Source organism: Nonomuraea harbinensis, from assembly GCF_019396385.1.
GTDB classification, from domain to species: domain Bacteria; phylum Actinomycetota; class Actinomycetes; order Streptosporangiales; family Streptosporangiaceae; genus Nonomuraea; species Nonomuraea ferruginea.
In genome coordinates this window covers 53,143-72,754 of sequence record NZ_JAHKRN010000017.1, presented here as the reverse complement: position 1 = coordinate 72,754, position 19,612 = coordinate 53,143, and the positions used below count along the sequence as shown (strand labels likewise).

Annotated in this window: 19 protein-coding genes; 11 read left to right on the top strand and 8 right to left on the bottom strand. The window is 72.1% G+C overall.

Features of this window, described 5'->3' with window-relative positions:
- Positions 1-29 precede the first annotated feature (29 nt).
- The 4 genes from KME79_RS19340 (at position 30) to KME79_RS19325 (ending at position 3,380) form a co-directional block, all read left to right on the top strand.
- A complete protein-coding gene (locus tag KME79_RS19340) occupies positions 30-488 on the top strand; it encodes an ATP-binding protein (RefSeq protein WP_219545627.1) in 459 nt (152 codons plus the stop codon).
- A gap of 267 nt (positions 489-755) precedes the next feature.
- Positions 756-1,517, top strand: coding sequence for an SDR family NAD(P)-dependent oxidoreductase (locus KME79_RS19335; protein ID WP_246640089.1), 762 nt, complete (start codon positions 756-758; stop codon positions 1,515-1,517).
- Between the two features lie 163 nt (positions 1,518-1,680).
- Positions 1,681-2,817: an aromatic ring-hydroxylating oxygenase subunit alpha gene (locus KME79_RS19330; protein WP_308248977.1), complete on the top strand. Its 1,137-nt coding sequence runs from the start codon at positions 1,681-1,683 to the stop codon at positions 2,815-2,817.
- 68 nt (positions 2,818-2,885) lie between these two features.
- Positions 2,886-3,380, top strand: a complete 495-nt coding sequence (locus KME79_RS19325) for a hypothetical protein (RefSeq protein ID WP_219545626.1) — start codon at positions 2,886-2,888, stop codon at positions 3,378-3,380.
- On the opposite strand, the gene KME79_RS19320 is transcribed toward KME79_RS19325, so the two are convergent.
- Complete coding sequence (locus tag KME79_RS19320) at positions 3,366-4,184, bottom strand: alpha/beta hydrolase (protein WP_219545625.1); 819 nt, start codon at positions 4,182-4,184, stop codon at positions 3,366-3,368. The genes KME79_RS19325 and KME79_RS19320 overlap by 15 nt on opposite strands.
- A gap of 150 nt (positions 4,185-4,334) precedes the next feature.
- Here KME79_RS19320 and KME79_RS47430 point away from each other — a divergent pair, with 150 nt between their 5' ends.
- Positions 4,335-4,685: a ClpX C4-type zinc finger protein gene (locus KME79_RS47430; RefSeq protein ID WP_219545624.1), complete on the top strand. Its 351-nt coding sequence runs from the start codon at positions 4,335-4,337 to the stop codon at positions 4,683-4,685.
- On the opposite strand, the gene KME79_RS19310 is transcribed toward KME79_RS47430, so the two are convergent.
- A complete protein-coding gene (locus KME79_RS19310; protein ID WP_219545623.1) occupies positions 4,682-5,368 on the bottom strand; it encodes a type I phosphoribosyltransferase in 687 nt (228 codons plus the stop codon). The genes KME79_RS47430 and KME79_RS19310 overlap by 4 nt on opposite strands.
- A gap of 114 nt (positions 5,369-5,482) precedes the next feature.
- Here KME79_RS19310 and KME79_RS19305 point away from each other — a divergent pair, with 114 nt between their 5' ends.
- Complete coding sequence (locus KME79_RS19305) at positions 5,483-5,905, top strand: SRPBCC family protein (RefSeq protein WP_219545622.1); 423 nt, start codon at positions 5,483-5,485, stop codon at positions 5,903-5,905.
- Between the two features lie 3 nt (positions 5,906-5,908).
- On the opposite strand, the gene KME79_RS19300 is transcribed toward KME79_RS19305, so the two are convergent.
- A complete protein-coding gene (locus tag KME79_RS19300) occupies positions 5,909-9,043 on the bottom strand; it encodes an AfsR/SARP family transcriptional regulator (protein ID WP_219545621.1) in 3,135 nt (1,044 codons plus the stop codon).
- A gap of 26 nt (positions 9,044-9,069) precedes the next feature.
- Positions 9,070-9,435 carry a nucleotide pyrophosphohydrolase gene (locus KME79_RS19295; RefSeq protein WP_219545620.1) on the bottom strand — a complete coding sequence of 122 codons (366 nt, stop codon included), beginning with the start codon at positions 9,433-9,435 and terminating at the stop codon, positions 9,070-9,072.
- Positions 9,436-9,492: 57 nt separating this feature from the next.
- Between KME79_RS19295 and KME79_RS19290 the strand changes: the two genes are divergently transcribed.
- Positions 9,493-10,296, top strand: coding sequence for an aminotransferase class IV (locus tag KME79_RS19290; RefSeq protein WP_219545619.1), 804 nt, complete (start codon positions 9,493-9,495; stop codon positions 10,294-10,296).
- Here the strand turns inward: KME79_RS19290 and KME79_RS19285 are convergent.
- Together KME79_RS19285 and KME79_RS19280 are read right to left on the bottom strand one after the other, a co-directional pair.
- Positions 10,266-10,763, bottom strand: a complete 498-nt coding sequence (locus KME79_RS19285) for a DUF6789 family protein (RefSeq protein WP_219545618.1) — start codon at positions 10,761-10,763, stop codon at positions 10,266-10,268. The genes KME79_RS19290 and KME79_RS19285 overlap by 31 nt on opposite strands.
- 40 nt (positions 10,764-10,803) lie before the next feature.
- The gene (locus KME79_RS19280; RefSeq protein ID WP_148034006.1) at positions 10,804-11,817 is read right to left on the bottom strand and encodes a LacI family DNA-binding transcriptional regulator; all 1,014 of its coding nucleotides are present in this window, start codon (positions 11,815-11,817) and stop codon (positions 10,804-10,806) included.
- Positions 11,818-11,978: 161 nt separating this feature from the next.
- On the opposite strand from KME79_RS19280, the gene KME79_RS19275 reads away from it, so the two are divergent.
- From KME79_RS19275 to KME79_RS19260, 4 genes are read left to right on the top strand one after another with little or no spacing between them, the layout of a single operon-like run.
- Positions 11,979-13,256, top strand: coding sequence for an extracellular solute-binding protein (locus tag KME79_RS19275; protein WP_219545617.1), 1,278 nt, complete (start codon positions 11,979-11,981; stop codon positions 13,254-13,256).
- The gene (locus KME79_RS19270; protein ID WP_219545616.1) at positions 13,253-14,221 is read left to right on the top strand and encodes a carbohydrate ABC transporter permease; all 969 of its coding nucleotides are present in this window, start codon (positions 13,253-13,255) and stop codon (positions 14,219-14,221) included. The genes KME79_RS19275 and KME79_RS19270 overlap by 4 nt, the downstream gene beginning before the upstream one ends.
- Complete coding sequence (locus tag KME79_RS19265; protein WP_148034009.1) at positions 14,218-15,036, top strand: carbohydrate ABC transporter permease; 819 nt, start codon at positions 14,218-14,220, stop codon at positions 15,034-15,036. Before KME79_RS19270 ends, KME79_RS19265 begins: the two co-directional genes overlap by 4 nt.
- A gap of 2 nt (positions 15,037-15,038) precedes the next feature.
- Positions 15,039-16,418, top strand: a complete 1,380-nt coding sequence (locus KME79_RS19260) for a glycoside hydrolase family 5 protein (RefSeq protein WP_148034906.1) — start codon at positions 15,039-15,041, stop codon at positions 16,416-16,418.
- Here KME79_RS19260 and KME79_RS19255 read toward each other — a convergent pair.
- Both KME79_RS19255 and KME79_RS19250 read right to left on the bottom strand, forming a co-directional pair.
- Positions 16,410-17,762: a trypsin-like peptidase domain-containing protein gene (locus KME79_RS19255; protein ID WP_219545615.1), complete on the bottom strand. Its 1,353-nt coding sequence runs from the start codon at positions 17,760-17,762 to the stop codon at positions 16,410-16,412. The two genes, KME79_RS19260 and KME79_RS19255, sit on opposite strands and share 9 nt — an antisense overlap.
- Positions 17,763-17,838: 76 nt before the next feature.
- Positions 17,839-19,509: a DUF4434 domain-containing protein gene (locus KME79_RS19250; protein WP_219545614.1), complete on the bottom strand. Its 1,671-nt coding sequence runs from the start codon at positions 19,507-19,509 to the stop codon at positions 17,839-17,841.
- Positions 19,510-19,612: the final 103 nt, after the last annotated feature.

Sequence of the window (19,612 nt, the reverse complement as noted above, 5' to 3'; positions counted from 1 at the left end):
TGACCTGCACGGACACGAGGTAAGCCGCCATGGATCGAACCACGAACCTCCACACGACGACCCACCCCGCGTGCCGTACCTTCCCGGGAGTCACCACCCAGGTCCGCGAAGCTCGCCGGTTCGTCACCAGCTACCTGGCCGACCGCGCCGGAGCCGACATCGCCGCGCTCGTCATCTCCGAACTGGCCACCAACGCCGTCCGCCACTCCCGCAGCGGCGCAGCGGGCGGCACCTTCGGCATTGCCGTCCACACACGCTACGACCTGGTGGTCCTCGCCGTCCTCGACGAAGGCGGCCCATCGGTCCCCCGACTGCACCAGGCCCAGGACCACGAGTTGAACGGCCGCGGCCTCCATCTCGTCGAGCGACTCACCACCCGCTGGGGTGTGCGCGGCGACGGACACGGCCGGACCGTCTGGGCCCTCCTGCGGCTCGCGCCGGAGTCCCAGGTCACGAGTGCGAGGACGACTGGACACAACCGCCGGTGAAGCACGTCGATGGCCTGCTTCAACTCGGTGCGGTCACGGGTCCACCGGCACAGCCGGAGCGGACGCGGGTGGTCTTGTCCCAGCTGATCAGGCCCAGGTCTTCTACGAAGCGGCGAAGCGGGGTTTGAGATGGGGGTTTGGGGGGCGCGCCCCCCAATGGGCGCGGCCTGAGTTGTCGGGCGCGGAGCGCTGGTGGGCGAAGCCGATGCTTTGGGACCGCCCGCAAGAAGGGGATGGGTGTGGGCTAGATCCACATATCGTCCAATCATGAGCCTTTCGTATGTGGTGACCGGTGGAGGCAGAGGGATCGGGCGGGCTGTCGTGGAGCGCCTGCTGGGAGAGAAGCACACGGTGGTGGTCGTGGAGCGTGACCCCGATGCGCTGGGCTGGACGAGCGAGCGGGTGGTCGGGGTGGTCGGCGACGCGGCGGACGAGGGTGTCGCGGGCCGCGCCGCCGACCTGGCGCAGGAGGCGGGCACGCTGGCCGGCTGGGTGAACAACGCCGCCGTCTTCCGTGACGCCTCCGTGCACAGCGCGCCCATTGAGGAGGTACGCGGACTCATCGCGGCGAACCTGGACCTGGCGGTCGTCGGCTGCGCGGTCGCCGTGCGCCGCTTCCTGGATGCCGGCACCGGCGGCGCCGTCGTCAACGTCACCTCCCACCAGGCCCGGCGCGCGGTGCCGGGCAGCCTGCCGTACGCCACGGCCAAGGCCGGGATAGAGGGGCTGACCAGGGCGCTCGCCGTCGAGTACGGCAAGCGGGGGATCCGGGTCAACGCCGTCGCCCCCGGGTCGGTGGCGACGGAACGGTACGAGGAGTTCCTGGCCGGGCAGCCGGCGGAGGCGGCGGCCGGGGTCGAGCGGGAGATGGCGCGGCTGCATCCGCTCGGCCGGGTGGCCACGGCCGGTGAGATCGCGGCGGCGGTCGCGTACCTGCTCTCGCCGGAGGCGTCCTTCGTCAACGGGGTGACGCTGCCGGTGGACGGGGGGCGTTCGGTGCTCGGGCTGGACCCCGAGGCCCGGGATTGAGGCAGCAGCGCCTGCGAAACGGGCGGAAAACCGCGAGGCCGCCGATTAAGTGATCAAAGGGTTGATTGTTCGCCTCAAGGATCATTAGCCTCGATTGAGTTGGCGCCGGATTCGGGTGTCGCCACGCGGATCCCGTGCGCCGGTGTCAGGTCTTGGAGGTACGGTGACACCTGATCCGTTCGATCACATCTCCGCCGGATACGACCCCGACCCCGCCCTGTCGATGTCCCTGCACGCCGACGCCTACACCGATCCGCGCTGGTCCGACGTCGACCAGCGGGCGATCTTCGCTCGTACGTGGCAGTGGCTGTGTCACGTGGAGAAGCTGCGGGAGCCGGGGAGCTACGTGACGGGCACGGTCGCCGGTCTGCCGGTCGTCGCGGTCCGCGACGAGGCCGGCGCGCTGCGGGCGTTCTACAACGTGTGCAAGCACCGGGCGCACGAACTGCTGACGGGGTCCGGTGTCCGGCGCAGCATCGTGTGCCCGTACCACGCCTGGAACTACGACCTGACCGGCCGGTTGCGGCGGGCGCGCAACACCGGCGACATGCCGGGGTTCGACGCCTCCGCCGTGTGCCTGGACCAGGTCCAGGCCGGCGAGTTCGGCGGCATGGTCTACGTCAACCTCGATCCCCGGGCCGCACCCCTGACCGAACAGGCCGGGGACCTGGAGGCGGAGATCCTGGCGCGGGCGCCGGACGTGGCGAAGCTGACCCTCGCCCGCCGGCTCACCTACGACATCGCCTCCAACTGGAAGAACGTCGTCGACAACTTCCTGGAGTGCTACCACTGCCACGTGGCGCACAAGGACTTCGTGTCCCTGGTCGACATGAGCACCTACGAGGTCACCACCCACGGGATCTGGTCCAGCCACATGGCCCAGGCCGGCCAGGCGGAGAACTCCGCCTACGACGTGTCGGGGGCGACGGTCACCGAGCACGCGGTCTGGTGGCTGTGGCCCAACACCTGCCTGCTGCGCTATCCCGGCCGGGGCAACTTCATGGTGCTGCAGATCGTCCCCGACGGCCCGGAGCGGACCCGCGAGACCTGGGACTTCTACCTGGAGACGGCCCAGCCCGACGAGGCCGAGGTGGACAGCATCCGCTACATCGACGAGGTGCTCCAGAGGGAGGACATCGCCCTGGTGGAGAGCGTCCAGCGCGGGATGCGCAGCCCCGCGTTCACCCAAGGCAAGATCGTCTACGATCCCGGCGGGTCCGGCCTGTCGGAGCACGCGGTCCACCATTTCCACGGCCTCGTCCTCGACGCCTACCGCCGCGAACTCGAACGCTCCCCCTGAACGCAGGAACCTTTCCGGCCGTCCGCGTGTAGAGGAAGGGATGGACGGAACGGCCGGGAGGAGCGTCGGTGCGGGCGTTGGCGATGGCGGTGGTGGCGGTGATCGTGCTCGTCGGCGGGTGCGCGGCGGGCACGACGGGTACGGGCGAGTCCACGCACGCGCCTCCACCGGGCACGGACGGGCCGGTGGCCGGCGCCGTGAAGACCGGGGAGACGTGCAACGGGACCGAACTGCTCACTCCCGCCGACGGCTTCACCGAGGTGCGGGGCACCTCCGAGGACGCCGAACTGTGGGGGCTGCTGTTCGCCGAGGTGCCGTTCGAGGCCGGGGCCGAGGTGAAGATCGTGTGGCGGATGACCGGGGACGGCCCGCTCAAGGTCTCCGCGACGGGGCCCGGCGGGAAGCGGGCCGAGCTCGTCTGGCTGGAGGACCACGGCGGGTCCAACTGGCGGCGGCCCGGCTACGAGTGGGGCACCGGGTGGGTGTTCCCCGCGCCCGGGTGCTGGAAGGTGGAGCTGTCCAGGACCCGGGGCTCGGGGCACGCCTGGCTACGGGTGGCGTGAGGCGAGGGCGCGGTCGACGAACGTCGTCACGTCCGCCAGCACCTCGTCCTTGTTCGTCTCGTTGAAGACCTCGTGGCGGGCCTCCGGGTAGATGATCTCGGTGAAGTCGCCGCCCTTGACGGCTTCGATGCCGGGCCGGGTGCCCGCCAGCGGGACGAGCCGGTCGTCGGAGCCGTGGATCCACAGCGTGGGCAGCGGGCCGAAGGTGCCGCCCTTGGCGATGACCTCGATGGTGGTGGCGAGCGCCTCCAGCGTGGGCCGCTTGAACGCGCCGTGCCACACCAGCGGGTCCTCGGCGTAGGCGACGCCGACGGCGGGGTCGCGGGAGAGCGTGGCCGGGTCGATCGGCACCTCCGGGATCGGGTCCAGCGCGAGCAGCTGCGGGATGACCTCCCAGGAGCCGATCACCGGCCCGGACAGCACCAGCGCGGCCAGGCTGTCGCCGTAGCGCTGCGCGTAGCGGGCGGCGATCAGGCCGCCCATCGAGTGGCCGATCAGCACGACGGGCACGCCGGGATGGTCGGCGCGGACGCGCTCGTCCACCGCGTGCACGTCGGTCACCACGTCCTCGAAGTCCTCGATCAGCACCCGCTCGCCCTGCGACTTGCCGTGTCCCATGTGGTCGAGGCCGTAGACGGCGGCGCCGTGGCGCACGAGGGCGTCGGCTACGTGCTCGTACCGGCCGATGTGCTCGCCGTAGCCGTGCACGAGGACGGCGACGTAGCGGGGACGCTCGTGCGGCCACTCCCGCACGACGTTCTCACCTCGCGTGCCGACGAACCTGTGCTCCCGTGACTCGGCCATGTCGTGCTCCTTCGTGCGTACGCCCCCGGCCGGGGCTGCCAGGCAGGTAAAGCCACCGTATCCGGGAAGCGGCCACCGAGGGGTTGTCAGGGCGAGCCTGACAGTCTAGCCTCCATGTCAGGTCACACCTGACAGCTCAAGGAGGTTTCCATGGAGATCCGCTGCTCGTTCTGCACCAAGTCCAAGGACGAGGTGGGCAAGATCATCGCCGGCGCCGGCGTCTACATCTGCGACGAGTGCGTCGGGCTGTGCAACGCCATACTCGAGATGCCGCGCGAGTCGTCGTCCACCGCCGAGATCCCCTGGGCGGACACCATGTCCGACCAGGAGATCCTCGACTTCCTGCCGCGCGTCGCCGCCGTCAGCGCCCAGGTCGACGCCAACCTCCAGGTCTGGGTCGACCGGCTGCGCGACCGGGGCGTCTCATGGGCGCGGATCGGCGCCGCCATGGGCACGGCTCGGCAGTCGGCGTGGGAGAGGTTCTCCGGCGAGAAGAGCTAGATGTCGTAGTCGAACTCGTCGTAGGAGAGCTTGCGGCGCAGGATGTGGACGACCTTCTGCGGGTCGTCGTACGTGTCCGGCACGTAGTAGGGCCTCCCCCGGCGGCCGAACGTGATCGCCGACGGCCCCTCCCAGCCGCCCAGCACGTCGGAGATCTGCCCGAACTCCTCGTGCGACTCGACCCCCAGCGAGCGGGCGTAGTCGTCGGCGCCGAACACCAGGTGACGCGCCAGCTCGACGGGCACCTCCTGGAAGCCCTTGTAGTCGGAGAAGAAGAACTCCCTGAACCGGCGCAGCTCCCGCTCGTCGACCACGTCGGGCCCGATGATGTGCTTGATGCCGGTGCAGTAGACGTCGGCCAGGCAGCCGACGACCGTCAGCTTGTCCCAGTTGTGACGCCTCACCACCAGCACCGACACCTTGCCGCCCTCGGCGTCGGGCGCCTCGTCGGTCCAGCCTCGGGCGGGGTCGACGCCGAGTCCGTTGCTCCAGCCGACGCTCATCCAGCAGCCGATCAGCTCGGCCTCACGGTCGTCCCCGCCGCCGGCGTTCTCGGCCGCGATGGCCCGCACCAGCGGGGCGACGGCCGACGGCGGCACCTTGAGCGCGCGGGCGATCTCCTTGGGCGAGCGGCCCTCGGCCCGCAGCTCGCGTACGCGTTCCTTGAGTTCTGCGCTGTCCACCCGCGCAGCCTAGCGTCTGCGATAGCACAGTCCTGCCCCTTAAGACCGGGTGAAGGGGATCGTAAGCCCGCCCGGTCATGGTGGGCCCTCGCCGACATGGAGAGGGAGGCCACCATGACGCAGACCGCCTCGTACGAGATCATCCGCGTGTTCGACGTGCCCCGCGAGGACGTGTTCGCCGCCTGGACCACGCCGGAGCGGTTCGCCCGGTGGTTCGGGCCGCGGTTCATGGCCGCGCCGGTGGACCGGATCGTCCTGGACGCCCGTCCGGGCGGCCGATGGCAGGTGACGCTGACCGCCGAGGAGGGCTTCGAGGTGACGTTCGACGGCGCCTACCGCGAGGTGGCGCCGCCCGCGCGGCTCGTCTTCACCACCGGCGAACCGGACGATCCCGTCTCGGTGCTGACGATCGGGCTGGCGGACGACGACGGCAGGACCGCGATGACCTTCCGCGAGCACGGGGCGAACGCGGGCGAGGAGTCGAGGCAGGGCTGGATGGAGTTCTTCGACCGGCTCCACGAGCACCTGACCGGTTGACGCTCAGAGCGCCGCGGTCGCCTCGTCCAGCTCCAGCTTGCCGCCCTCGGCGTACGCGGCCGCGTACGCCGGCTCGCCCAGCGCCTCCCGGCACGCCTCGGCGACCCGCTGGATCTCCTCCTGCTCGGAGGGCACCGGCGGCGTGCGGTGCCGGGCGCGGGCCGCCGCCGCGAGGCCGAGCAGGCGGGCCGCGGCCGGGTGGGAGCCGCCGGCGGCCAGCGCGCTGGCCATGCCCTCCACGGTGAACGCGGTGGTGCGCGGGTCGCCCAGCTTGCGGCACGCGTCGTAGGCCTCACGGTGCAGCGCCAGCGCGGTGGCCCAGTCGCCGCGCTGCTCGGTGACGTAGCCGAGCGCGCCCAGGGTGGTCGGCAGGTGCAGGGCGGGCTCGACGCCGGGGCCGCGCGGGACGCCGTCGAGCAGGTTGAGCAGGTGCCGCTCCGCCAGGTCGAGCTCGCCCGCCTTCTGGGCGGCGAAGGCGAGCCCCATCTCCGACATCATCCGGCCCTCTTGGTAGCCGTGGGAGACGGCCAGCCGCATGGCCCTGCCGCACAGCTCCATCGCACGCGCGTGGTCGCCCTCGTACATGGCCAGCCAGCCGAGCCACGAGGTGCGCCGGGCGACCTCGGGCCACAGCCCCAGCTCCTCGGCCATGTGGAGGCCCTCGGCGAACAGCTCCTTGGCGCGCTCGCCGTCGGCGACCGTCTGGGCCATCCCGGCGAGCCACTCGGTGGCCTGGAGCAGGCCCCAGCGGTCGCCCAGCTCGCGGAAGATCCGGGCGCTCTCCTCGCCGACCTCCTTGAGCGTCTCCAGGTCGCTCGTGGCGAAGGCGGTCCTGGCCTGCCTGCTGAGCGCGGCGGCGACGCCCCACCGGTCGCCGAGGGCGCGGCACTCCTTCAGCGCCCTGCCCACGAGCTCCTCGCTCGACGGCAGGTCGAGGACGACCAGGCCGACGAAGAGCGTGGCCCTGGCCCGCGCGGCGCGGTCGTCGATCCGGGCGAACACCGGCTCCCAGTCGACCTCCTCGCCGAGCAGCGCGGTGAACCCGGCCAGCCATCCAGCGGCGCGGGCGGACGGGTCACCGCCGTCGGGCCCGGCCGCGGCCAGCGCCGTCTCCAGGGACCGCCGGCCCTCCGCGAGCCGGCCGCGCAGGAACCAATACCACGCCAGCGCGTTCACCAGCCGCAGCGCGACGTCCGTCATGCCCTGCTCGACGGCCGTGTCGAGGGCGGCGCGCAGGTTGGCGCCCTCCTGGTCGAGCCGCTGCAGCCAGGCCCGCTGCTCGTGTCCGTAGAGGTGTGGCGCGGCCTGCTCGGCGAGGGCCAGGTAGTGGCGGGCGTGCGCGGCTCGCGCGCTCTCCAGCTCGCCCGCGTCGGCGAGGCGGGCCAGGCAGTATTCGGCCACCGACTCCAGCAGCCGGTAGCGCACGCCCGCGGCGCCGTCGACGACCACCACCAGCGACCGGTCCACCAGCCGGGCCAGCAGGTGGAGCACGTCCTCATCGGGGCTCACCGCCTCGGCGGCCTCGATGGTGCAGCCGTCGGCGTGCACGGCCAGCCGCCGCAGCACCGCCCGCTCGGGCTCGGTGAGCAGGTCCCAGCTCCAGCCGATGACGGCCATGAGCGTCTGCTGGCGGGCGGGCGCGCCGCGCCTACCGGAGGCGAGCAGCTTGAACCGGTCGTCGAGCCGGTCCACCACGCCCCGCACGCCGAGCACCCGCACCGGGGTGGCGGCCAGCTCCAGCGCCAGCGGGATGCCGTCGAGCCGGCGGCAGAGCTGCGCCACCGCCTGCGCGTTGCCCGCGTTCAGCGCGAACCCGCGCGCCGACGCCGCCGCCCGCGCCACGAACAGCCGCACCGCGTCAGACCTGGCCATGACCGCCAGGTCGGTGCTGCCGGGGAGGTTGAGCGGCGGCACCGCCCACAGCACCTCGCCGTCGACCGCCAGCGGCTCTCTGCTGGTGGCGAGGACGCGCAGGCCGGGGGCGGCGCGCAGCAGCCGCGCGGCCAGCTCGGCGGCCTGCTCGACGACGTGCTCGCAGTTGTCGAGCACGAGCAGCATCCGGCGGGCCCGCAGCGCGTCGGCCAGCCGGTCGGCGGGCGCGGCGGCGTCGTCCTGGCGGATGCCGAGCGCGGCCATGACGGCTTCGGGCAGCGACGCCGTGCGCCGGTCGAGCGGGGCCAGCTCCACCAGCCACGCCCCGTCGGGGAACTCCTCGGCCGGCTCGCCCGCCACCTCCAGCGCCAGCCGGGTCTTGCCGACCCCGCCGGTGCCGGTGAGCGTGACCAGCCGCTCCTCCCGCACGAGCGACCGCACCTCGGCCAGCGCGTCGCCCCGGCCGATGAGCTTGCTGAGCGAGGCGGGCAGGTTGGTGGCCGGGCGCTCGGCGGGGCCGCTCAGCGCCGGGTCCTGGCCGAGTATCGCCTGGTGCAGGGCCGCCAGCTCGGGGCCCGGGTCGAGGCCGAGCTCCTCGGCGAGCCTCTCGCGCAGCTCCGCGTAGCCGGCCAGCGCCTCGCTCTGGCGGCCCGCGCGGTAGAGGGCGCGCATGTGGGCGGCCCGCAGCCGCTCGCGCAGCGGGTGGCGGGAGACGAGGTCGCCCAGCTCGCCCACCAGCAGCCCGTGCTCGCCCAGCTCCAGCCGCGCCTCGGCGCGCAGCTCCAGCGCGGTGAGGCGCTGCTCCTCCAGCCGCACGACGGCGGCCCTGGTGAACTCCTCGTCGGCGAAGTCGGCGTAGGCGGGGCCCCGCCACAGGTCGAGCGCGCCGGCGAGCAGGCCGGCGCGGGTGCGCGGGTCGTCGGCGGCCTCGGCGCGGGCCAGCAGGTCGGTGAAGCGGGCGGCGTCGACCTGCCGGCCCGCGGCGAGCTGGTAGCCGGGGGCCTTGGAGACGACCAGGTGTTTGCCGCCGGGCTCGGCGTCCTCCAGCGCCTTGCGCAGCTGGGAGACCCGCACCTGGAGGGCGCCCGTCGGGTTGCCGGGCTGGTCGTCGCCCCACAGGTCGTCGAGCAGGCGGTCGGTGGAGACCGGCCGCCCGTCGTGCACGAGCAGGTCGGCGAGGAGCGCGCGCACCTTGAGCCCCGGCACCGTCACGGGCTCTCCCGCGTCGGTCCAGACGGCCAGCGGGCCCAGCACCCCGAAACGCATGCCCGTCACCCTACGCGCCGGGTCCGTCAGAAAACGTCCGGCGGGAGGTGCGGGGCCTTCCTGGCGGAGCCGCGGTAGCGGGCGGGGTCGTAGCGGCGCTCGCCCGCGTCCAGCTTGGCGTGGGCCGCCGCCACCAGGTCGACGCCCAGGACGTCGGCGAGCCGTACCAGGTAGGCGGTGACGTCGCCCAGCTCCGCCGTGATGCGGGACAGGGTCTCGGGGCCGGGGTCGCGCGACTCGTCAGGGGTGAGCCACTGGAGCTCGGCCACCAACTCACCCACCTCGCCCGCCAGCGCCATCGCCAGGTTCTTCGGCGTGTGGAACTGCTCCCAGTCGCGGGCCCGCGCGAACGCCCGCAGCCGCTCCGCCAGCCCGTCCAAGTCCGTCGTCATGGTTGACGACCTTACGAGTCCTCGCCTGGTGCGAAACTTTCGAGGAAGGTGCGCTGAATGTTTCAGCTCGGGATAATGATCCTGGAGCGGCGTGGGAGGGCGGGCCTGATGGGTGCGGTGATCGACGGGCGGGCGGCGGAGGCCGGCGACGTGGCGCTCGCCATGTCCGCGAGATACGGGCACTTCACGGCGATGCAGGTGCGGGGCGGGAAGGTGCGCGGGCCGGCGGCGCACCTGGACCGGCTGAGCGGCGCCACCCGTGAGCTGTTCGGCCAGGAGCTCGACCTGGACCTGGTGCGGGCCTCCGTCCGAGCGCTGGAGGCGGTGGACGCGAGCGTGCGGGTGTTCGTGTGCGACGCCGGCGGGGTGCGGGTGATCGCGGTGTCCGGCCCGCCGGTGCGGCTCGCGGCGACCCCGAAGAGGCTCAGGTCGGTCCGCTACCAGCGGTTCCTGCCGCACATCAAGCACACCGGCGGCTTCCCGCAGGGCTACCTGGGCAGGCTCGCCGAGCGGGAGGGGTACGACGAGGCGCTGCTGACGTCCGACGACGGGGTGATCTCGGAAGGGGCGGTCACCAACCTGGGATGTTTCGACGGCGACCGGGTGATCTGGCCGGACGCGCCGATGCTGCGCGGCGTCACCATGCGGCTGCTGGAGGGCGAGCTGGCGCGGGCCGGCGTGCCGTGCGAGCGGCGGGTGCTGCGGGTGGCCGACCTGACGGAGTTCCCCGCCGTGTTCCTGGCGAACTCGTGGGGGGTGGTGGCCGTGGACCGGGTGGACGGTCACCGGATCGAGGTGGACGAGGCGCTGATGGCGCGGGTGACCGGCTGTTACGAGAGCGCGGGCTGGGACTCCTTCTGAGCGGCCTCCTCCTGCACCGGTGGCTTCTCACCGGGTTCGAGGCGGTTGAGCAGGGCCGCGAGCGTGGCCCCGTACACGATGTGGCCGGCGGCCATCACGGCCGGGCGGCCCGGGAGGTCGCGGTCGATGGGCGGCAGGACGCTCAGCCGCGGCGCCCAGCCCTCGTAGCTGACCACCCAGATCAGCAGCGCGTAGCCGACGCCGAGCGGCACCCTGCGGCGCGGCCGGCGCGACAGCAGGGCGAAGGCCATGCCGGAGGCGACGCCGAAACCGAGGTGGGCCACCGCGCCCAGCACGCCCTCGCCGGTCTTGTGGCGGGCCTTGCTGCCGGGGAGCAGGCCGCGGACGATGTGCTTGGGCGGCTGGCCGGGCATGAGGCCGGCCTTCTGGCCCGCCAGCATGACCGTGCTCATCGTCATGGTGGCCGCGGCGCCGCTGATGGCACCGTTCGCGAGTCTGCGCATCATGGCCCTGCGGCTGCCCGCGCCGCCAGGGCCGAAACCCGGGTCAGGCGGGCAGCGGGGTGGTGCTCTCGCGCACGATCAGCTCGGTCGCCAGCTCGACGCGGCGGGCCTCGGGCGTCTCGCCGCGCCGCATGGCCAGCACGGTGCGGGTGGCGAGCGCGGCCATCTCCTGCAGCGGCTGGCGCACCGTGGTCAGCGGCGGCCAGGCCGACTTGGCCAGCGGGATGTCGTCGAAGCCGACCACGCTGAGATCCTCGGGCACCCGCAGGCCGCGCTGGCGGGCCGCCTCCAGGACGCCGAACGCCTGCATGTCGCTGCCCGCGAAGATCGCCGTCGGCGGGTCGTCGAGCGAGAGGAGCGCGTGGCCGTGGTCGTGGCCGGAGTCGACCATGAACGTGCCGCGGCGGATCAGCTCGGGCGAGGCGGGCACCCCGGCCGTCTCCAGCGCGGCGCGGTAGCCGTCGATGCGGGCCTGGCTGCACAGCATGTCGGCGGGCCCGCTGATCATGCCGATGCGGCGGTGGCCGAGCTCCAGCAGGTGGCGGGTGGCGGCCAGGCCGCCGTTCCAGTTGGTCGCGCCGACGGAGACGACGCCGGGGGCGGGCTCGCCCTCCGGGTCGACCACGACGAACGGCAGCGAGCGGGCGCTCAGCTGGTCCTGCACGCCGGACGACAGTTTCGACGCGACGATCACCACGCCGTCGGTGCGGCGGCCGGCGAGCCGTTCGAGCCAGTCGCGGCCCGGCCCCGCGTGGGTGTGCAGGACGGTGATGACGACGCTGGCCCCGGCCTCGTGGGCGGCGCTCTCCGCGCCGCGCACGATCTCCATCGCCCAGGGCGACTCCATCTCGGTGAAGACGAGGTCGACCAGCCCGGCCGGGGTCTCGTCCTGGCTGATGCGCCGCTGGTAGCCGTGCTTGTGCAGCAGCCGTTCGACGCGATGGCGGGTCGCCGGGGCGACCTCGGGCCGGCCGTTGATCACCTTGGACACCGTGGGGATCGACACCCCGGCTTCCTCGGCTATCAGAGCGATCGTCACCCGCCTCTTCCCAGACATGATCCGGAGTTTAGCCGAAACTTTCGGAATCCGGATAACCGGTCGTGATCCGATCGCGACCGACGCGGCTATTGACGCTTTGTCAGCCATATACCTATGCTCCGGTCAATGAAAATATCGGGGGGTTCACGAAACTTTCGCCAGCCGAGGAGGGAACCCCTATGAAGAGAACCTGTGCGTTGATAGCGGCAGCCGTCCTGGTGGCCGGGTGCGGCGGCGGGCAGACCGCCACCACTGAACCCGAGGAAGGCGGTGCGCCCGGCAAGGTCACCCTGGAGTGGTGGCACCTGTCGACGTCCGACCCGCTGAAGACGATCTACGAGACCCGGGCCAAGGAATACCAGGCCGCCAACCCGAACATCACCGTCAAGATGACGGTTCTGGAGAACGAGGCGTACAAGGCCAAGCTGACCACGCTGACCCAGTCGGGCAAGGCGCCCGACGTCTTCGCGACCTGGGGCGGCGGTGTGCTGAAGCAGCAGGTCGACGCCGGGCTCATCAAGGACATCAGCGCCGACGTCGATCTGACGAACTTCACTACGGCCTCCATGGCCGCGTACCAGTTCGACGGCAAGACGTACGCGCTGCCCACGGACATCGGCATGGTCGGCTTCTGGTACAACAAGAAGCACTTCGAGAAGGCGGGCATCGCCGAGCCGCCGACGACCTGGACCGGCTTCCTCGACGCCGTCAAGAAACTGAAGGCCGCCGGCATCACCCCCATCGCGCTGGCCGGCAAGGAGAAGTGGCCCGGCCACTACTACTGGGCCTACCTCGCGATGCGCATCGCCGGGCTGCCGGCGCTGCAGCAGGCCGGCACCGACCACGACTTCACCAAGCCTGAGTTCGTCCAGGCCGGACAGCAGCTCAAGGCGCTGGTCGACCTGGAGCCGTTCCAGCGCGGCTTCCTCGGGGCCGGCTACTCGACCCCCGACGGCCAGTCCGCCAGCGTCGCCAACGGCAAGGCCACGATGGAGCTGATGGGCCAGTGGGCGCCGACCGTGCAGGCCGACTCCGGCGAGGGCCTCGGCGAGGACCTCGGCTTCTTCCCGTTCCCCGAGGTCGAGGGCGGTAAGGGCGCCATCACCGAGGCGTTCGGCGGAGGCGGCGGCATGGCCTTGGGCGCCGACGCGCCCAAGGAGGCCCTCGACTTCCTGAAGTTCCTCACCAGCACCGAGAACCACACCAAGGCCGTCGAGTCCGGCGCCGTCCTCCCCGTCCTCAAGGGCGTGGAGAGCGCGGTCAAGGACGAGAACCTCAAGGTCGTCGCCGAGTCGCTGGCGAGCGCCACGGGCTTCCAGCTCTACCTGGACCAGGCGTACCCGCCCGCCGTCGGCGCCGAGGTCAACGACAGCGTGGCCGAGCTGTTCGCGGGCGCCAAGACCCCGGAGCAGGTGGCGCAGGACATCACCGAAGTGGCCAAGAGCGAGAGCGAATGACGACCGTGACCCGCCGGCCGGAAGCGGAGACGCTTCCGGCCGGTCCGCGCCGCCGCCGCAGGCGGGGAAGACCCCGCAACCGGCTGACGATCGCCCTGTTCGTGCTGCCGGCGCTGGCCCTCTTCCTGCTGCTCGTGGTGGCCCCGATCCTGGTGGCCGGCTACGCCAGCGCGTTCAGGTGGAACGGCTTCGGCGGCCTGCCCACCGACTTCATCGGCTTCGGCAACTTCACCAGGCTCTTCGCCAGCGACATCTTCTACACCGACCTGGGCAACCTGCTGCTGCTGATCGTGGCGACCCTGGTGATCCAGCTCCCGTTCGCGCTGGGCATCGCGATGCTGCTGCACCAGCGCATCAGGGGGCGGGCGCTCTACAGGCTGGTGTTCTTCGCGCCGTACGTGCTGTCCGAGGTCATCACCGGCGTGCTGTTCTCGCTGATCCTGTCGCCGGAGAACGGCATCGCCAACCAACTGCTCGGCCCGCTGGGGCTGGAGTCGGAGTGGCTGTCGCACCCGGACAGCGCGCTCTGGTCGATCTTCGTGGTCATGACCTGGAAGTACTTCGGCTTCCACATGATGATCTACCTCGCCGGGCGGCAGAACATCCCGAACGAGCTGATCGAGGCCGCCAAGATCGACGGAGCGGCGGGCTGGAAGATCTTCCGGTACGTCACGCTGCCCCTGCTCGGCCCCACGATCAGGATCAGCGTGTTCCTCTCCGTCATCTACACCATCCAGCTCTTCGACCTGGTGTGGATCCTCACCGAAGGCGGGCCCGCGCACGCGTCGGAGACGCTCGCCGTGACCATGTTCACGCTCGGCTTCGAGCGCGCCCAGGTGGGCTACGCCAGCGCCATCAGCGTGGTGATGTTCGGGCTCAGCCTCGTCTTCGCCCTGGCGTACCAGCGCCTGGTCATGCGGCGTGACCTGGAGGGCGCGACCACCGCCATGGGAGGGAAACGATGAAGCGCACGACCCTGCCCCTGCACGCGATCGCCTGGGTCGTCGGCGCGTTCATCCTCATCCCCGTGGTGTACGCGCTGCTCGGCGGTTTCAAGAGCACCCAGCAGCTCTCGGTGAACCCGTTCGGCCTGCCCAGCCCGTGGGAGCCGGGCAACTACACCGAGGTGCTGGCCGAAGGGTCGTTCTGGCGCCAGGTCTGGAACAGCACGTTCATCGCCGTCGCGACCACCGTGCTGGTCGTCGCGCTGTCGGCGCTGGCCGCGTTCGTCTTCGCCCGCTTCGCCTTCCGGGGCAGGGAGGCGCTGTTCACACTGTTCACGGCGGGCCTGATGTTCCCGTTCGCGGTCGCGATCCTGCCCATCTTCGTGATGCTCCGCACGCTGAACCTGATCGACAACCCGCTGGGCGTGATCCTCGTGCAGGCCGCGTTCGGGCTGCCGTTGACGATCATCATCCTGCGCCAGTTCTTCAGGAGCATCCCGGGAGAGATCGAGGAGGCGGCCACGATCGACGGCTGCTCGCCGTTCGGCTTCTTCTGGCGGATCCTGCTGCCGATGGCCCGCCCGGCGCTGGCCACCGTGTCGGTGCTGGCGATCGTGGGGAGCTGGAACAACTTCATGCTCCCGCTGGTCGTCTTCAGCGACGAGCTGAGCTGGACGCTCCCGCTCGGCGTGCAGCAGTTCCAGGGCCAGTACAGCTCCGACACCGCGCGGGTCCTCGCCTACCTCGTGCTGGCCATGGTGCCGGCGCTGGGGTTCTACGCCATAGCGGAACGCCACCTGATCGGTGGTCTCACAGCGGGAGCGACGAAAGGGTGACCATGCTGCACGTCTCCGGAGCTCGGCTCCGCACGGCCGACGACCGGCCCGTACGCCTGCGCGGGGTCGGGCTGGGCGGCTGGATGAACATGGAGAACTTCATCACCGGCTATCCGGCCAACGAGGCGTCGATGCGCGCGGCGGTGCGTCAGGTGCTGGGCGAGGAGCGGGCCGCGCTCTTCTTCGAGCGGCTGCTCACCTCCTTCTTCACCGAGCGGGACGCGGCGCTGCTGGCCGGGCTCGGCATGAACTGCGTCCGCATCCCGATCAGCTATCGGCACTTCGAGGCGGACGACCGGCCCTTCGAGATCATCGAGTACGGCTTCCGCCACCTGGACCGGGTGATCGGCCTGCTCGGCGCGCACGGCATCTACAGCGTGATCGACCTGCACGCGCTGCCCGGCTCGCAGAACCAGCACTGGCACTCCGACAACCCGACGCACGTGGCCGCCTTCTGGCAGCACCGGCACTTCCAGGACCGGGCCGTGCACCTGTGGGAGGCCATCGCCGACCACTACCGCGACAACCCGTGGGTGGCCGGCTACAACCCGGTCAACGAGCCGGGCGACCCGACCGGCAAGGTCATCGGCCCGTTCTACGACCGGCTGGTCAAGGCGGTGCGCGCGGCCGATCCCCGGCACGTGCTGTTCCTGGACGGCAACACCTACTCGACCGACTTCTCGATCTTCAGGGAGGTGTACGAGAACACGGTGTTCGTCTGTCACGACTACGCCCTGGCCGGGTTCGCCCACGGCGGCGGCTATCCCGGCTACACCCAGGGCCGCTGGTGTGACAAGGACGAGCTGGAGCGCACGTTCGAGCAGCGGTCGCGGTTCCAGCGGGAGACCGGCACCCCGCTGTGGGTGGGCGAGTTCGGGCCCGTCTACACCGGGGACCCGGAGCGGGACGGGGAGCGCTACCAGATCCTGCGCGACCAGCTGGAGATCTACGACCGCCACGAGGCCGGCTGGTCCCTGTGGACCTACAAGGACGTCGGCCTGCAGGGCCTGGTGTGCGCGGGCGGGCCGTACCTGGAGAGGTTCGGCCCGTTCATCGACAAGAAGCGGCGGCTCGGCGCGGACCGATGGGGCTCCACGATGGAGGAGGGCGCCGAGGCGCTCGCCCCGCTGCACGCGCTGGTGGAGACCGAGTTCCCCGCCTGGGACCCGTACCCGTGGGGCGCCCGCTACCAGACCGACGACCTGGTGAGGCACATCCTCATCGCCCAGGCGCTGCTGCCCGAGTACGCCGAGTTGTTCAGGGGCCTCGACGACACCGAGCTCATCGCGCTGGCCGACTCGTTCGCGCTGGAGAACTGCCGCCGCCGGGAACCCCTGCTGGACCTGCTGGGGGCCGCCCTGGACGGGGCCGCGTCACCGTGACGCGAGCCGGAAGGTGTCCCTGTTGTCGCGCGGGTCCGGGTCCAGGAAGGTGGAGCCGACGGTCACGGTCGCGCTCGGCCGGTCATCACGCGGGATCCGGACGGGGACGCTCACCCGTACCGACTCACCCGGGCGGATCAGCGCGAGCGTGCACGTCACCCGCCGCCCCTCGCCCTCGCAGCCCGGCGCGTCCCCCGCCCGCGAGCCGGGCGGGAGCGTGAAGGTGACCGGCACCTGGGCCGCCGCCATCAGCCCTCTCATGGTCACGGTGGCGGTGACCTCGCGGGCGGTGCCCGAGCCCTCGACCGACAGCGCGTCGTACACGCCCGCCGGGTCCGCCCGGCGCACCACCGCGCCGAAGCTGTCCCGGCCGAGCGGGTTGGCCACCGCGTAGCCGTGGCCGGCCTCGTCGTTCGCCCCGGACGTCAGCACCCCGATCAGCAGGCCGTCGTCCCTGGTCAGCCAGGGGCCGCCGCTGTTGCCCCCGTACAGGTGGCAGTTGTCGGTGCGCAGCCGCCCGCCGGTCTCGCCGCGCACCGCGTGTCCGGCCCACGGCCGGGTGCGGGCCAGGCACCAGAGCTGGCGGGTGCCGTCGTACGGGGCGTCGCTCGGGTAGCCGAGGCTGGCGACGGTGTGGCGGCCGCCCTCGTTGCGCAGCGGCGTGAACCCGCCCACCGTCCCCTGCAGCGTCGCGCCGCCCCGCCTGCCAACCTCGACCAGCGCCAGGTCGTAGATGGAGTCCCAGTCGTAGGGCGACACGCCGGTGAAGGACCGCGGCTTGTAGACGCGCCGCGCTCCCCACACGCCGTACGGGGCGCGCTCGCGCAGGCTCGCGGCCTTGCCGTCGTACGCGGGCACGAACGCGATGTGCTCCGACCAGGTGGCGCGCCCGCCCCGCCCGGCCACCCCGTACACGCAGTGCGAGGCCGTCGCCACCAGCAGCCTGCGCGCGGAGCGCACCACCGCGCCGCTGCACGACCTGCGGTGACCGGCGGCGTCCAGGAAGAACAGCCGGCCGGTGGCCCTGCTCTCCAGCGTCCGCCGGTAGGGCTTGCGCACGCGGGCGTAGCCGTTGGCGTCGGAGCCGGGCGTCAGCCGCTCGTTGCGCGGCACGCTCACCCTCGACCCCGCCGACCGCGGGATGACGACGTTCTCCGGCAGGTCGACGGCGTCGGCCCTGGACTGCTTCCTGGCGGTCCAGTAGTCGATCGCCCGCTGCGGATCCATGACCGGTGAGACCTCCGCTCCCGGCACGGGCGGCGGCGCGGCGGCGGCCTCCACGGGCGGCGCGACCAGCGCGGTGCTCACCGTCACCAGCGCGACCAGGGTGCTTCGGCGTGACATCGGTCCCCCTCCAGAACGAATCCCAGAAGCACATTAAGTCACGACGACGACACGATAAGTGAGCGACGCCGCGAGATCACGGGCTGACGGCCATGGCGTAACCGGACGTGGCGGTGTGCCCGGCGCCGTTGGTGGCCGTGATGGTGACCCACGGCCGCGCCGGATCCGGATCCTCCGGCTCGAAGGGAGCCCACGCGGACTCCAACGGGATGTCCCGGCCCGTGCCGGGGTCGTGCCACTCCTGGGGCGCCTCCACCGTCGCCGGCCCCGAGCCCGCCCGGTGGTAGGCGAAGCGCAGCGTGCCGCCCCCCAGGTGGTAGCCCTCGACCAGGACGCCGGCCACCCCGTCCCGCACGGCCGGGGTCGCGCGCACCACGATCGGCTCCTGCCAGCCGGCCGCCAGCTCGTCGGCCAGCGACGGCGCCGACGGGTCGTCACGGCAGGTCAGGAACGGGTCCCAGCCGTACGCGATGATCTTGGTGCCGTGCGCGGCGGCCGCCGCGACCTGCTCGTCCACCCGGGCCTTGGTGGTACGGCCGCGCAGCGGGAACGGGTCGGCCCGGCCGCACTCGCCCGCCACCTGGGTGGGTTCGAACACCTCGACGTTCACCCACAGCCGCACGCCGGGCGTCACCCGCCGGGCCGCGGCCTCGATGTAGTCGCGGGCGGAGCCGTAGTAGGCCTGCCGGTTGGTGACCTTGCCCGCGACCGGCTCCAGCCGCGGGTCCACCGGCGCGTCCGCCTCGTCGGGCCCGTGCACCGGGACCTTGCCGACCCCGCGCCCGTCCTGGATCGCGATGACCATCGGCGCCCCCGCCCGGGTGGCCGCGATCTCGTCGAACCCCTTCTCCACCTGCTCCGGCGGGAAGCCGCGGCCCCGGCGCGCGTCCCAGAACGGGCTCACCATGATCGTCACCCCGGGCCACGCGCCGGCCACCACCTCGTGCTGCGCCGCGTACAGGGCGATGATCGGGTCGTCGCCGGCCCGGCCCCGCATGGCCAGCTCGAACGACTGGTAGAGGCCGCCGAGCGCGGGCGAGGCCCCGTACCGCTGCCGGTAGTCGGCGACCACCCGCGCGGTGAAGGCGTTGAGCGCCGGCAGGTGGGCCAGGTCGGGCAGCCACGGCTTGGCCCCGTCCTTGGGGGGCACCGGCAGGCCGGGGAAGACCTTCATGCCCTGCGCGGCGGCCTCGGTCATCATGTGCCCCACGCCGTCGCCGTCGGCGGCGACCAGCAGCAGGTCGTACGTGGACGCCTCGCACGAGTCGCCGAGCATCAGCCGGTAGTAGACGCGCCCGCCGTTCTCGATTCGCCGGTCCAGGCCGGGACAGCGCAGCACCCCGGCCCCGAAGTGCTCGCTCGCCGTGTACGTGTAGACCTGCCGGATCGTTCTGCCGGTGTCGCGGGCGGCCTGGTAGCAGGTCCTGCCGTCCTCGACGCAGTCGTCGAATGCGCCGCCCACCCGCCCGTCCGGGCCGACGGACGCGGGCAGCAGCCGCGCGCCGAACGTGATCAGCGTGTCGGCGCCCACCCCGTGGATGGCCTCGACCATCCGCCGGGTCACGCACGCGTCGGAGCGCGGGATCATCCAGTAACCGGTGATCGGGTAGCGGGCCAGGACCCGGGTGTCGCGCGGCGGGCACTCCCCGGGACCCGCCCCGGCCACCCGGCCGACCAGGCTGTCGGGCACGAGGGCCAGCACCACCACCGTGACGGCGACCGCCATCCGCAGGATCCGCTGCAGCACACCTGCCCCTTCGCGCCGGGAACGGTTCACACGCTACTTCGCGCGGCCCGATCAAGTTGGGCCTCCTTGCCCTCGAATCCGGCGTCTACGCTTTGTGAACCCG